Origin of the sequence: Actinoplanes sp. CA-142083, from assembly GCF_050942195.1 — a bacterium.
Classification (GTDB): domain Bacteria; phylum Actinomycetota; class Actinomycetes; order Mycobacteriales; family Micromonosporaceae; genus Actinoplanes.
Genome location: NZ_CP192076.1, coordinates 10,577,934 through 10,592,096 on the forward strand (window position 1 = coordinate 10,577,934; position 14,163 = coordinate 10,592,096).

Annotated in this window: 12 protein-coding genes; 4 read left to right on the top strand and 8 right to left on the bottom strand. The window is 69.0% G+C overall.

What is annotated here, in order from left to right:
• The first annotated feature begins 6 nt into the window (after positions 1-6).
• A complete protein-coding gene (locus ACQPZX_RS48955) occupies positions 7-897 on the top strand; it encodes a SpoIID/LytB domain-containing protein (RefSeq protein WP_433372185.1) in 891 nt (296 codons plus the stop codon).
• 117 nt (positions 898-1,014) lie between these two features.
• Positions 1,015-1,662: a cysteine hydrolase family protein gene (locus ACQPZX_RS48960; RefSeq protein ID WP_433372188.1), complete on the top strand. Its 648-nt coding sequence runs from the start codon at positions 1,015-1,017 to the stop codon at positions 1,660-1,662.
• 185 nt (positions 1,663-1,847) lie between these two features.
• Here ACQPZX_RS48960 and ACQPZX_RS48965 read toward each other — a convergent pair whose 3' ends face one another.
• From ACQPZX_RS48965 to ACQPZX_RS48985, 5 genes are all read right to left on the bottom strand, one after another.
• Positions 1,848-3,977 (bottom strand): acyltransferase family protein, encoded by a 2,130-nt coding sequence (locus ACQPZX_RS48965; RefSeq protein ID WP_433372191.1) that lies wholly within the window; start codon positions 3,975-3,977, stop codon positions 1,848-1,850.
• 224 nt (positions 3,978-4,201) lie between these two features.
• Positions 4,202-4,603: a hypothetical protein gene (locus ACQPZX_RS48970; protein ID WP_433372193.1), complete on the bottom strand. Its 402-nt coding sequence runs from the start codon at positions 4,601-4,603 to the stop codon at positions 4,202-4,204.
• A gap of 115 nt (positions 4,604-4,718) precedes the next feature.
• A complete protein-coding gene (locus ACQPZX_RS48975; RefSeq protein WP_433372196.1) occupies positions 4,719-5,453 on the bottom strand; it encodes a methyltransferase domain-containing protein in 735 nt (244 codons plus the stop codon).
• A gap of 59 nt (positions 5,454-5,512) precedes the next feature.
• Positions 5,513-7,015, bottom strand: coding sequence for a polyprenol phosphomannose-dependent alpha 1,6 mannosyltransferase MptB (mptB, locus tag ACQPZX_RS48980; RefSeq protein WP_433372200.1), 1,503 nt, complete (start codon positions 7,013-7,015; stop codon positions 5,513-5,515).
• Positions 7,016-7,085: 70 nt separating this feature from the next.
• Entirely contained in the window at positions 7,086-9,074 is a 1,989-nt protein-coding gene (locus tag ACQPZX_RS48985) for a hypothetical protein (RefSeq protein ID WP_433372203.1), read from the bottom strand.
• A gap of 265 nt (positions 9,075-9,339) precedes the next feature.
• On the opposite strand from ACQPZX_RS48985, the gene ACQPZX_RS48990 reads away from it, so the two are divergent.
• Positions 9,340-10,053, top strand: a complete 714-nt coding sequence (locus ACQPZX_RS48990) for a class I SAM-dependent methyltransferase (protein WP_433372206.1) — start codon at positions 9,340-9,342, stop codon at positions 10,051-10,053.
• Between the two features lie 63 nt (positions 10,054-10,116).
• Here the strand turns inward: ACQPZX_RS48990 and ACQPZX_RS48995 are convergent, their stop codons facing one another.
• On the bottom strand, positions 10,117-10,647 hold the full coding sequence (locus ACQPZX_RS48995; protein WP_433372209.1) for a YbhB/YbcL family Raf kinase inhibitor-like protein: 531 nt from the start codon (positions 10,645-10,647) through the stop codon (positions 10,117-10,119).
• A 300-nt stretch (positions 10,648-10,947) separates the two neighbouring features.
• Here ACQPZX_RS48995 and ACQPZX_RS49000 point away from each other — a divergent pair, with 300 nt between their 5' ends.
• Complete coding sequence (locus ACQPZX_RS49000; protein WP_433372212.1) at positions 10,948-12,147, top strand: GAF domain-containing sensor histidine kinase; 1,200 nt, start codon at positions 10,948-10,950, stop codon at positions 12,145-12,147.
• Between the two features lie 4 nt (positions 12,148-12,151).
• On the opposite strand, the gene ACQPZX_RS49005 is transcribed toward ACQPZX_RS49000, so the two are convergent.
• Together ACQPZX_RS49005 and ACQPZX_RS49010 are read right to left on the bottom strand one after the other, a co-directional pair.
• A complete protein-coding gene (locus ACQPZX_RS49005; protein WP_433372215.1) occupies positions 12,152-12,793 on the bottom strand; it encodes a GNAT family N-acetyltransferase in 642 nt (213 codons plus the stop codon).
• 42 nt (positions 12,794-12,835) lie between these two features.
• Positions 12,836-13,255 (bottom strand): C40 family peptidase, encoded by a 420-nt coding sequence (locus ACQPZX_RS49010; protein ID WP_433372217.1) that lies wholly within the window; start codon positions 13,253-13,255, stop codon positions 12,836-12,838.
• Between the last annotated feature and the right edge of the window lie 908 nt (positions 13,256-14,163).

Sequence of the window (14,163 nt, forward strand, 5' to 3'; positions counted from 1 at the left end):
GTCCTCGTGGTCTCGGTGCTCGTGGGAGTCCTGGTGGCGCCGGCCGCGGCGTCGGCCGCCGGCCGGGACGGGACCTGTGACAGCGGCGAGTTCTGCTACTACTACAACAGCAACGAGGCCGGCTCGGTCTCCGACTTCACCGACTCGGTGGACGACTATGGCACCACCCAGCCGACCTGCTACGAGTTCAAGGGCGCCGGCGCGGGACAGGGCCTGTGCGTGAAGAACAACGCCGCGTCGGTGTGGAACCGCACCAGCAAGACCGTGCGGGTCTACTACAACAGCAACAACGCCGGGGCGAGCCAGGACTTCGCGGCCGGCGCCAAGGGCAACCTCAACGCCACGCTGAAGAACAACAACGCCTCGCACGAGTTCTTGTCGTCGGCACCGACGGGCTGCAGCACCGACGGCACCAACAGCAAGCTCCCGACCACGATCCTGGTCTACCGGGTCAGCCTGGGGCGCGTCGACCGGGTCGACTTCAAGACGTACGTCAAGAACGTCCTGCCGAACGAATGGATCAGCAGCTGGCCGTCCGCCTCACTGCAGGCCGGCGCCATGGCGGTCAAGAGCTACGCCTGGTACTGGGCGCTGCACTCAACCCGCAAGACAGCGGGCGGCCTGTGCTACGACGTCCGCGACGACACGGGCGACCAGGTCTACAAGCCGTCGTCGGCCCTGTCCTCCACCTCAGCCGCGGTAGACAGCACCTGGTCGGCCCGGATGACGAGGAGCGGAAACATCCTGCAAGCGCACTACTGCTCAACCACAACCGCCTGCGGCGCCTGGGTCGACGGAAACTGGATGTCCCAGTACGGCTCCCGTGACCTCGCCAACGCCGGCGACAGTTACCAGACAATCCTCCGGCATTACTACAGCGGCATAGCCCTCAGCTGAGGTCACGCCGCAAGCGCCGCCCACCGCATCCCCCCGCGGTGGGCGGCGCCTTGCCGGCCGTCGCGAACGCGGGGCTGGGCGGCCCGGCGTGGTTGCGCGTGCGCGAGGATGGACGACGTGGACGAAGCCGACGTGGTCCGCCGGGTGGACCAGCTGCTCGATCTCGATCCGGAGCGGGTTGCGGTCGTGCTGGTCGACTTTCAACGCGACTTCTGCGAACCGCCGGGGGTCGAGTCGGGTCAGGCCGGGACGGATGCGAATGCGCGCACGGCGTTGCGGGCAAACGAGTTCGCGGCGCAAGCGGCGCGGCTGGGCGTGCGGGTGATCTATTCCCAGCAGGTGCTGGACGTGGATCGGCTGACTGAGCGGCAGAGGCGGTGGGAAGCCGACAGCACGTTGTGTTTGGCAGGGTCGGCCGGGGCCGAATTGTTCGTGCCACCAGTTTCGGGTGCGCAAGTCGTGGTCAAGCACCGGTTCGACATCTGGCAGAGTCAGCAGTTCCTCGACGTCCTGGCGGACTGGGACATCGACGGCTTGGTGATCGGCGGGGTAGAACTGCAGTGCTGTGTGCTGCATGCGGTGCTGGGAGCCGAGGAACGCGGCTTCCATTACGTGGTTCCGCAGGACCTGGTGTCGGGCATCGATCGGTGCGAGACGACCTCCAACCGGGCGGTTCGTGACTACTTCCGGTTTGCGCACCCGTCCCCCGAGTCGTGCAGCGTGCTGCTGGCCGGCTGGCGGCAGCGGTCGACCACCGGCTCGTGACGCGGGTGACGGATCGTTGCTCACACATTGCTCACAGATCGCTCACCGGTCGTGAGCACCGCGGGCGATGCCGGTTCAGCAGCCTGGACGCCTTCTCGGTCTGATTCGCGGCGATCTCCGCAGCACGTGCTTGAACAAGCGTCGTGTGACATCCCGACTCGCGCCCCGACCAGCGGGGAGGGCTCCTAGCCGCCCGCGGGGAAGAGCACCCTGTCCAGCACCGGCGCCAGTGCCATCGAGTACGCGACCGACATGTGGTTGTTGTCCTTGTAGACCAGGGTGTTGCCGACCACGATCGGGCACGTCGACTTGGCGCAGAACCATGGCGTCGCGTTGACCACCTTGATGCCGTTCTTGGCGGCGCCGGCGGCGACCGATGCCCGGCGCCGGGGTGCGAGGATCGCCTTGGCCTGCGGGCGGTCGCACTTGAAGAGCTGGCGCGGGTTCGTCGCGGCGCACTCGGGCGCGGTGCCGGTGGGGTACGGCGTGTCCTGGATCAGGATCTTGCTGGGTACGGCTGCGAGCATCGTCCAGGTCTTCTGCCAGCCGTCGATCCAGGCCTGGTCGTTCTCCGGGCCGGGCCGGCGCAGTTGGTTGTTGTCGTCGTAGATGCCGCCGTTCTCGGTGTCGTTGGACGACATGACAACCATTTCCGGCTTCTCGGCACGGATCCGGGTGAGGACCTGGTCGCGGAACTGGACGCAGCCGGTGTACGGCTTGTTCAGCACGGTGTTGTAGTTCAGCACCGAGGGCACCTGGCACGCCGCCTTGGCCAGGGGAAGCAGCTTCCAGCCGTGGTCGCGCGCGACCTCGTCTAGCGCCGGGAACCATGCGGCCGCGTGCGAGTCGCCGATCAGGACCATCGTCTTGGTTCCGCTCGGGTCGCCGTACACGCAAGGCTGTTCCTGCTTGTCGGTCCAATAGCCGAGGAAGCAGTTGTCGTCGTAGAGGCGCGAGTTCAGTTTGCCCGCACGGGTGAGCTTCGGCGTCAGGTTGCCCGGCAGCTTGGAGCCGTGGACCGACCCGCCGATCAGCTCGGCCAGCCGGGCCTGTGGGTTGTCCGCCGCCTTGAGCTCCGCCGCGAGGTCCAGTTTGTCGGGACCGGTGGGGATCGGCGGGGTGAACTGCCCGGCGATCAGGGCGAGGGCGGCGGCCGAGGCCGAGAGGATCAGGCCGAGGGCCAGGCCCCGGCGGGCTCGCGAGCGCAGCCAGGGCCGCGTGCGGACGGGGTTCTCGACGAGGTGGTAGGTGACGAACGCGAGGCCGAGCGCGCCCGCCGCGAACACCAGGTTCGTCTTGATGCTCGGGTCGCGCAGGAACGCCAGCGGCCAGATCATCAGGACTGGCCAGTGCCACAGGTACCAGCCGTACGAGAGCTTGCCGATGAACCGGAACGGCGCGGTGCCGATCAGCTTGCCGGCGCCCCAGCCCGCCGCGGCGCTGCCGCCGGCGATCACCGAGGCGGTGCCGAGCACCGGGAGCAGCGCGGCGTATCCGGGGAAGGCCGTCGACTCGTCGTAGCGCAGGGCGGCGACGATCACGGCGGCCAGGCCACCCCAGGTGAGTGCGGCGGCAAGGGCCTTGGGCGTACGGCTGAGCCGACCCGCCGCGATCGCGACCAGCGCGCCGATGCCGAGCTCCCAGGCGCGCGTGTGGGAGCCGAAGTACGCCCATGGTGCGGCCGCCGTCGTCTGCTGGACGCTGACGGCGAGCGAAACCACGACGAGGATGCTCAGCGCGATCGCGGCGCGGCGGTGCGCCCGGCGGCCGGCCCAGACGGCGAGCAGCAGCAGCGGCCAAACCAGGTAGAACTGCTCCTCGACCGCGAGCGACCACAGGTGCTGCAGCGGCGAGGGCGCGGCGGTGGCGTTGAGGTAGTCGGTGCCCTCGTACGCCAATCGCCAGTTGATGCCGTAGAAGGTGCTGAACAGCGCGTCCAGCGAGATCGACTTGAACCGCGTCGCGGGCACGAAGAGCCAGGTGGCGACCAGGGTGGCGACCACGACGACGGTCGAGACCGGCAGCAGGCGGATCGCGCGGCGGCCGTAGAAGCCGGGCAGCGAGATCTTGCCGGTCCGGGTCAGCTCCTTCAGCAGCAGCGTGGTGATGAGGAAGCCGGAGATGACGAAGAACACGTCCACGCCGACGTAGCCGCCGGCGAACCTGCTGAGCCCGGCGTGGCTGAGCACGACGAGCGTCACGGCGATGGCGCGCAGGCCCTCGATGTCCGGCCGGAAGCCGATGTGGGCGCCCTCCGCCCGCCGAGCGGGCGGGGTGGCCGGGGCATCCCGGACGTCGATGGTGCTGGACACCATGGTGGGGCAACTCCAGTCGCTGAGCGCCGTCCGAGTCCGAGCGCGATTCACAATCGCCGCACAAGATACCCATGGGCCGCTCACAGGGCGACCCCGGCGGTGGACAGCGCTGTCGATGTTCACCGCCGGGAACCCTGCCCGACTCTTTCCGTTCACGATTCGGCTACGGCCCGTATCCCTGCGGCCGCGCGGCGTGACCCGGTCTCAAACGGTCCACAAGGGACCTACTCGTCGGACGACACCTTGCTCGCGATGAACTCGTGCAGGCGCTCCCACTCCCCCTCGAAGAGCGCCCCGTACGCACGGGCCTCATCGATCAGGTCGCGGGCCCGCTCGTAGTCGCCGGCGAGAAACGCGGCGCTGGCCGACGCGTTGGCGCGCCCACCTTCCGCCCGCATCTCCTCGGCGCTGCGACCCGACTCCGGCATCCCGTTCTTGGCGATGTGTTCCCGTAGCCAGGTTTGTTCCTCGTCAGTGGCGGCGGCGATCTCGAAGACGTAGTGCAGGCGCTCGCCCGCCACGTCCCGATACGCCGGCCCCCATTGCTCCAAGGTCAGGAGCAGTTCCCTTTGCCGGATTTTTGCCTTGCGCCCCCGCAAAACATCCGTTTCCGCCACGGCAGTCACTTGATCCTCCCCCAAAGATCATCAAGGGCCGTTGACATTCCCCCTGGTCATCGACGGTAACCATCGCCCGGACACGACCCGGTAACGATCAAGTGACCAATGGCCGGCGGCCCATTTAGTGAGACGCGGTGACCAGGTAACAGGTGAAGCCGGCCAGGACCGGGCCGCTCTGCTGACGGCGTACCCAGGAATCGCCGACGGCCGCGAGCAACGCACCTGCCTGGACCGCCCGGTCGGTGTTGCGCCGCAGGCCGAGGATGCGATCGGCCGTCTCGAAGTCGTGGAAGACCACGGCGACCGGCTCGACCGAACGCACCTCGAGCCCGGCGCGGGCGCACAGCCGGGGCAGCTCACGGCCGATCGTCGGGTTGCGCACGCGGCCGGCCACGAAGCGGGACCAGGCCCGGCTGACCCCCGGATCGTCGTCGGCGACCGCGAGGGTGTCCCAGTCGGGCTCGGCCATCCCGAACAGCCCGCCCGGCCGCAGCACCCGCCGCACCTCGGCGATCGCGGCCTGCGGATCGCTCACGTGCTGAAGCAGCCGATCGGCGCGCGCCCGGTCGACCGAGCCGTCGGCCAGCGGAAGCGCGTGGATGTCGCCCTCGTGGACGCGGGCGTCGGAGCGGCGGCGCGCCTCGGCCAGCATCGACGGGTCGCGGTCGATCCCGATCACCAGCCCGTCCGGCCCGACCGCCTCGGCGAGCCGCCCCAGGTCGGTGCCGGGCCCGCAGCCGATGTCCACCACAGTCTGACCAGGACGGACGTCGAGGGCCGCCAGCGATCGCCGCTTGTAGTCGAGGCCGGCGGGGGTGGCCGCGGCTACGTCCATGTACGTGATCTGATCGGTCATCGCTCCACGCAAACACACGATCGCGGCCGGTTGGTGGAGAGGCTGTGGAGATGCGGTGATCACCCGCGCGAGGTCACGTCCGTGCGCTCGCGGCGGGAAGGCGCCGCCATCACGTGGATCGCCGGCCGGAAATGCCGCACCACCACGAAAATCAGCAGAAGGGTCATCAGCGGCGCGCCCGGGAACTTCACGAACCGGGCCAGGCCGCCGCCGTCGGCGAGCACGAGGAGCGGGCCGGCCGTCGCCGCCGCCATGACCAGGTCGGTCCGAATGGTGGTGGCGGCCAGCAGCGCAAGCGCCCAGAACGCGTACCAGGGATGGAAGTAGGGCGAAAGCACCACCGTGGCGGCCATCGCGAGCGCCGCGCCGCGAAGCGCCGACGCGACCGGGTCGGCCGCGCGGGTGACCGGCAGCCCGAGGGCGGCCAGCGGGTTCGGCGGCTGCTTGGCCCGGCCCCAGGCCGCGCTGCGCCACCAGAGCGCGACCACGACCAGCGCGAACAGCACCAGCGCCAGCACCCGCACGACCGGCACAGCGTCGAAGCCGGGGTCCACCAGCTGCCCCGCGTAGGTCAGCGTCATCCCGATCGCGGTCGGCGGCGAGGTGAACTGCACCAGGTCCTTGGTGTTGACCATCGCGCCGATCCAGCCGAACCCGAGACCCGAGGCCGCCGTCACCCCGACCATGGCCGCCACCGCCGACAGGAACAGCACGCCGCCGGAACGCCACCGATAGGGCCGCGCCACCACGATCAGCACCGCGAACGGCACCACCACGATCGCCGTCACCTTGATCGCCACCGCGAAGCCGAGCAGCAGCCCCGCCGCGACCTGGCACGCCCAACCGCCCGGGTGCGAGCCCAGCACCGCCAGCGCCAGCCCGGCCACGATCAGCCCGACCATCAGCGCGTCGTTGTGCGGCCCGGCGATCAGGTGCGCACCCACGAGCGGTCCGGCCAGCGCCACCCACCACGCGCGGGCCGGCGAGATGCCGCAGCGCCGGGCCAGCACCGGCAGACCGGCCGCGACCGCGAGGAGCCCGAGCAGCGCCAGCACGCGGAAGAACACGACGATCAGCACGAACGATCCGCCGCTGAAGCGCACCCCGGCCGCCGACAGCATCACGAACAGCGGTCCGTAGGGCGCCGCCGTGTCGCGCCAGATCGGCGAGACGCCATCGATCCAGGGACATTCAAGAGCACCGACGCCATTCTCGTACGGGCTCAGGCCGTTCACATAAAGAACGCCCTGGCACGCGTACGAGTAGAGGTCGCGGCTCCCCATCGGCGGCGTCACCAGGAACGGCGCCGCCCAGATCGCGGCCGTGCCCAGCGACCACCGAGCGCTCGACACCCGGTCGCGGGCCGCCCACCACACGTACGAGAGAAGCGCCGTGCCCACCGCCCACCCGCACAGGATGAAGGGCCCGAAGGGCCCGCGCGCGATGGTCAGCGGCGTCGACGCCAGATCGCCGTGCGGGAGCGCGCCGCCGAGCCATCCGACGACGGCGAGAAGCACGGCGGCGGCGAGGCCGGTGTATCGGAGCGTGGCGAGGCGCGGCACTCATTGATGCTCACGAGCATTGATGACCGGCGGGCCAACGCCGCGGGGCGGCCTTCTGACCGCCCCGCGATTATGGGATGTCGGGGCCGGTGAGCACGGCGTTCGGGTCGTCGACGAGCTGCCGCACGTCCCACACCCACGCGCCGCCGGTCCAGGTCGGCTCGAAACCCACCAGGTCGGACATGACCCGCAGCATCTCGATGTCGCGGACCTGCGGGGTGAGCAGGATCACGCCGGCCTTCCAGTAGCGCAGGTCGGCGAGGGTCATCTCGCGGCGGGTGTCGTTGACCTCGGGGATCGGGTTGCCCTGCTTGATCGACGCCATCAGCCCGCTGGTCGGCCGCCACGGCGGCGAGAACAGCGCGGTGCGGTCGTTCGGGTTCAGCGGGTTCTCGTTGGGCAGCAGCGCGTACGCCCCGGCGATGCGCATGTCCTGCCCGGTCGACGCGCTCCACCGCAGCGGGTCGGGGTAGCCCGAGTCGGGCAGCGGCAGCGTGACGACGGTGTGGTTGTCGTCGACGTACTGCTTCCAGGCGCCGGAGCTGACGAACGTCGGGGTCGGCTCGATCGGCGCGGTCTTGAGCGGGGTCGGCACGAGCGGCACGAGGGCCATGGCGACCGCGGTGATCATCGCGACGCGGACCGGACCGCGGGCCGACGGCTGCGCCTTGACGAGGTCGAAGGCGCGCTGGACACCGATGGCGAGCAGGATGCCGACGGCCGGCGCGATGGCCATGGCCCACCGGGTCGGCACGGCCGAGTTGAGCACCGGAACGCTGTGCAGAACCGCCCAGATGCCCAGAACACCGGTATTGATCCCGTTGAGGAAAATTCGCGGACCGAGTGACATCGCGGCGTAGAGCAGGGCCACCACGCCGAGCGCGACAACGACGATCGAACGTCGCATCCAGACGAGCAGGCCGAAGAACAGAATGACCAGTCCCCAGCCGAAGAATGCGTTCTCTTCCTGCGGATTCTGGGCGAGGCGCTCGGCGACGACCGAGTTTCCGGCGACCGACCGACTCGAATAGGCCGTGAACGAGCCGAGGTCGGCGCCGAAGTTACGGACGAACTGCGGCAGGCCGTGATAGCTCTGCGGCCCGAAGAACTGAACGGACAGCGGATAGGCAAGCACGGCGAGAGTGGCCGCAGCCGCGACGAGCAGGCCGCGCAGGAAAGTGCGGGCCTCGCCGCGGTGCTGCTTGCGGCGGGCGATCGCCATGATGGCGCAGAAGACGCCCAGGCCAACCGCGGTCATGAACAGGATCTCGAGGTTCATGAAGGCCTGCCAGATCAGCAGGCCGGCGAGGATGAGCCCGTTGCGCAGGGCGCGTCCGTGGTCGCGGAGCCGCAGCGTGCGCCAGATGATCAGCGGAACCAGGAATTGCGTGACGATGTTCGGGTGGCCGCCGGCGTGCGACACCATGCTCGGCGCGAATGTGCAGAAGAGAGCGCCGACCCAGGCGGCGAGCCGAGAACGTACGAACTGCCGGGAGAGCACGAAATACCACGAGATACCGGTGAGCGACAACGCGAGAGTGAGAAATACGTTGAACGCCACATGCGGACCGAAGAGCAGGGTCACCGGCGTCATCGGCAGTGAAACGGCCAACACCGAGGTGTTGGCCATCATGTTCACCCCATCGGGGTAATTCATGCGATCCGAGAAGAACGGATAGGCGCCATCGGTGATGACTCTCGCGCCATGCGCGAGCATCCACTCAAAGAAAGCCTGATCCTGCGGATCGTCGGCCGACCCATGATCAAGATTGAGCCAGAGCGGCATGGTCAGGTAGAGCGCTACAGCGACGAATGTCGCTATCGCAAGAACGTCCCGCCAGTTGAGCCGACGCCACACCCGGAGGCGGCGAGAGGGCTCCTGCTGCTGCTCAGGGGCGGCCTCGATGTCGGGTACGGGGGAGACCGGCGCTGCCGTCTCAACCGCCGTGCCCAGGGTCAGCAGCTCCGCGTCCAGGTCCTCGGGGTCGGTCACTTGACGGGGCGGCAGAACGTTCCCGCCGGCCGACTGGCCTGTGGAGTCAATACCCGTAATCGTCATAGCATCGGCGAGCCTAACCGAGGTTGGTAACGGTGTTGTGTCGAGCAGGCCATGCGTGATCGAGCCGATATGAACGTTGTATTCCGGGCATCGGCAGCTCGGCCCACATCCGCGCCAACCACACCCTGTACCCCGTCCACCTATGTCTCAATCAGGCAAATAATGCGCGGCCCCCTGCCGCTCAACTTTCGGTTCCGGGCCCCGGATGGTTAACTCGTTCGGTCCCGCTGTCAGCTTCGATCGGCAAGACGAGGGAACCTTACTTATGGCAGACATCACTGGAGACCAGCGGATCCAGTCCGAAGTGCTCGAGGGCCTCGCCACGGCCGTGAACCACCGCCGGTGGTTCGTCGAGCTCGCGCTTCCGTACCTGGGAGACAACCCGATCGAGATCGGCAGCGGTCTCGGCGACTACGCGATCGAGTGGGCTGAGCACCTTCCGCGGTTCACGGCGACCGAAGCCGACCCCGACCGGCTCGTGCAGCTCAAGGAGCGCATGGCCAACCACGCGAACATCGACGTCCGGCAGATGCTGCTGCCCGCCGCCGACGCGAACGGCGAGTACAGCGCCGCCGTGTCGTACAACGTGCTCGAGCACATCGAGGACCACGTCGGGGCGCTGCGCAGCATGGCCGAGCTGGTTCGCCCCGGTGGGCGGATCATCCTGATCGTGCCGGCGTTCATGTTCGCGATGAGCCAGGTCGACATCGCCACCGGCCACATCCGCCGGTACACCAAGAAGTCGATGCGCGCGGCCATGAGCGAGGCCGGCCTGAAGATCGAGAAGCTGCACTACGCGAACGCGCTCGGCCTGATCGGGTACTACGGCGCGACCAGCATCTTCAAGCTGGCGCCCAAGGAGGGCCCGATGGTCAAGGTGTACGACTCGCTCGTGCTCCCGGTGACCAAGTTCGCCGAGCAGATCGTGAAGCCGCCGTTCGGCCAGTCCGTCTTCGTGGTGGCGCGCACGCCGGCCTGACCCATTGCAAAACGCGGGACAACAAAGGCCGCCGGTTCACACCGGCGGCCTTTGGCGTTTGGTCTAGCCCTTGACCTGGTAGATCGGGCGGATGGTGGCGCGGGCCAGGGTGTGGAAGGCGAGGTTGAAGCCGACGTACGCCGGTGAGGCGTCCGGGCCGACCTCGAGCTTGTCCACATCGAGCGCGTGCACCGCGAACACGTACCGATGGGGGCGGTCGCCGGGCGGCGGGGCGGACCCGCCGTAGTTGCGCTCGCCGTAGTCGTTGCGCACGCAGAACGCGCCGCCGGGCAGTGGGTCGACGCCGCGCTCGAGCTCGGTGACGGTGGCCGGCAGGTTGACGACCAGCCAGTGCCAGAACCCGCTGCCGGTCGGCGCGTCGGGGTCGAAGCAGGTCACCACGAAGCCGCGGGTCTCGGCCGGGAAGCCCGACCAGGCGAGCTGTGGTGACACATTCTTTCCGCCCACGCTCGGGTGCGTGAACATGTCGTCGAGCGGCTGTCCGTCCGTCATGTCCGTGCTGGTCACCGTGAAGGACGGGACCGACGGCAGGTGGTCGTACGGATCCGGGGCAACCGGGCGGTCGAGACTCATAACGATGTCCTCCGGCGAGATGGTGAAAACCTTCTCCGCTTTCCCAAACCAAGCCGAGAGTAACCGGTCCGGCTGAGGTCACCCGATCGGGGAGCCGCACAGCCGGTGCGTAGACAATCATGACTACAGGGCGATGCTTCTGTCTGACATCCGATCGGGTGCGTGCGGCAGAGATCCCCGTGCTCGATGGCGATAGATCGCCGAACAGCGATCAGCAAGTCGGCACCCGTCTCAGGCGGGTGCCGACTGCTGTATCCGGAACCTCCGATCCCGGCTCGCCCGGAATGAGAGCATTTGGGGATGAGAGCCACCGTGCCCGTCGATGAGCCGGACCGGCTCGCCGCGCTGCACGACGCGGGCGTTCTCGACACCGCGCCCGAGGAGGACTTCGACGACATCGCTCGGCTCGCCGCGGAGATCTGCGGCACGCCGGTGGGCCTGGTCAGCCTCGTCGACACCGACCGGCAGTGGTTCAAGGCCAAGGTCGGCCTGGACGCCTCCGAGACCCACCGCGACGTGTCGCTGTGCGCGCACGCGATCCGGGGGCACGACCTGCTCGAGGTGCCGGACACGACGATCGATCCCCGGTCCGCCGACAACCCGTACATGGCCGACGGCGGCATCCGCTTCTACGCGGGCGCGCCGGTGGTGCTGGACGGCACGTACTCGGTCGGCACGGTGTGTGTCGTCGACCACAAGCCACGCGAGCTCACCGACGCGCAGCGGCGCGCCCTGCGCAGCCTGGCCCGGCACGCCGCCGTGCAGCTGGAGTTGCGCCGGTACGCCCGGCACGCCGCGGAGATCGCCGACCGGATGCGCCAGCTCGACCGGATGAAGGACTCGTTCCTGGCCACCGTGAGCCACGAGCTGCGCACACCGCTGTCGACCATCCGCGGATACCTGGAGATGTTGCTCGAGGGCGATTTCGACGGCGAGACCTCGCGGCGATTCCTCTCGGTCATGGCCCGCAACTCCGACCGGCTGCTGCGCCTGATCGACGAGCTGCTGCTGGTCGCCCGGCTCACCGAGGAGAGCATGGAGCTGGACGTGGTCGAGCTCGACCTGGCCGACCTCGTCCACCAGGTCACCACCGGGTGCCGGCCGCTCGCCGAGCACAAGCACGTCAAGCTGCGCGACCGTACGAGCGGGCCGGCGCCGGCCCGGGGCGACACCAAACGGCTCCACCAGGCCCTCAACCACCTCGTGGTCAACGCGATCAAGTTCACCGGCGCGGGCGGCGAGATCACCGTCGACTGCGCCGCCAACGGCGAACCCTCACTGATCATCACCGACAACGGCGTGGGCATCGCCGAGGAGGACCTGCCGCACGTCTTCGACCGCTTCTACCGCTGCGCGTCGGCCGACGTCATGGCCGCGCAGGGGCCGGGCCTCGGCCTCGCGATCGTCAAATCGATCATCGACGCGCACCACGGCAGCGTGCACCTCGAGAGCGAGCCGGGCGTCGGCACCACGGTCCGGCTGATCCTGCCGAACCGCTGAGGTCTCACACGCCGAACATCCCCATGCAGCCGTCGAGGCCCTCGATCGTCACGGGGATCGTGCGGGCCTTCTCCCACCCGGCGCGGTCCAGCCGCAGGCGCCGGCTGACAAGCGGCGCGCCCCGCACCACGTGCCGCGAGATGCCGTCGTCGGCGTAGCCGAGCTTGCGCGACACCCCGTACGAGGCGTGGTTGTCCTCGAAGGCCTCCGACGTCGCGAACTGGGCGCCCAGCCCGGTGAACGCCAGCTCGAGCACGGCCGCGCGCATCTCGGTACCGTAGCCCCGGCCGTGCTCGGCGCGGCCCAGCCACGAGCCGGTGCCGACCTCACGCAGGCCGGCGAACCTGTTCGCCTCGACGCTCTGCGTGCCCACCACCCGGCCGCCGGCGATCGCCACCAGGCCGAGCGACCAGCTTTCCGGCTGCCATCTCGCCCAGTTGTTCCAGCTCCACTGCAGCACGCTGGCAGCGACCCGTTCCGGGGTCGCGTCGGTCCATTCCGCGACGAACGGCTGCACCGCCGGATCGTGCACCCCGCCCTTGGCCAACTCGGCCAACTCGGCGAGACGTTCCAGATCCGGCAGCCGCAATTCGAGCCGGGGAGTGCGCAGCACGAGACCGAACAGCGGCCATTGATCGGCAATCATAGGCGCGATTGTCCATGGCCGCCGCGGCATCGATCAAAGGATTTACAGACGCTCCACCTGGAGCCCGGAATAGAGCTTGCGATACACGACTCCGGTGCGATGGTTACCCGCATCGATCATCATCCCGCGGCCCATGTAGATGCCGACGTGCCCGGGGCCGACGACCAGATCGCCGGGCCGGGCCGCGCTGCGCGAGATGCGGCGGGCGCGGGCCGCCTGGGCGCTGGAGGAATGCGGCAGCCGGATGCCGATCCGGGCGTAGGCGCTCTTGGTGAAGCCGGAGCAGTCGAATCCGCCCGGCCCTTCGCCGCCGCTGACATAGCTCTTGCCGACCTGCGAGCGGGCGTAGGCGATCACCGCGGTCATGTTCCCGAGCCGCATCACGCGCTGGACACGCGGCGTCGCGCGGCGGGTGACGATCCGGGCAACACGGGCTCTCTTGATCTTGATCAGCCGCCTCATCTGACGCTGCGCGTCACGCTTCGCCCCATCCCGTACGGCGGGGGCACGGCCCTCGGCACGGCCGGCGGCCCTGGAGAGGCCGGCTACGCGGGCAGGCCCAGTGGTCCCCGCCCGTGTTGCGGTTCCCGCCCCTGTCGTGGCCCTCGCCCCTGTCGTGGTCCTCGTCCCTTTCGTGGTCCTCGCCCCTGTCGTCATCCTCGCTCGTGTCGTGGTCCTCGCTCGTGTCGTCGCCCGGGAGGCGCGCTCGGCGAGCTGGGATCGGGTGGCGAAGGCCGACTCGGGGTCGAGTCGGGCGACGCCGTCGGGCTGGACGGCCCGACTGGCCGGTTCACTGGTGACCGGGGTGGCCGGCAGGGCGGCATTGGCCTGCTCGGCGGTATCTAGGGCCGGCGTGACGACGGCCAGCGCGATGGCGCCGGCGGTCAGCGCCCGGCACGCGGACGGACGGTGCAGCGTTGCCTCCGAAATCGGCCCGGGGCACTCGCGCGAATCCCATCAGCACGGCATAACGTTCAGTCGCGCCCGCACCGCCCGTCGATGGACGGCAATGGGAACCCGGACAACTCGTCATTTCCGTCGACCATGCCAACACACAACCCGATTCCCTCGCGGGCGAATTCGCACAATCACCCTCGCCGCATCGCGGAAAGGAATGCGTTTTGAGCTGTAAATAGCCGTCGCTCGATTAAAAAATTGCCACCCACTTCGGGCGTGTCGCCACCGCCGAGCCCGTTCACGAAAGGGCGACTCGCGCCCCCCGGCTCCCGGCAGACTCGTGCACGATCAGCGCCACAAGACGTTCCCGCACAGGCACGCCGAACCGCAACACCCGCCGCACCGTAACCCCCGCCGGAATTTCCGCCCCAGGCCCGCTTTCTCCCGAATTACCCGCACCAGTCCTCAGGACC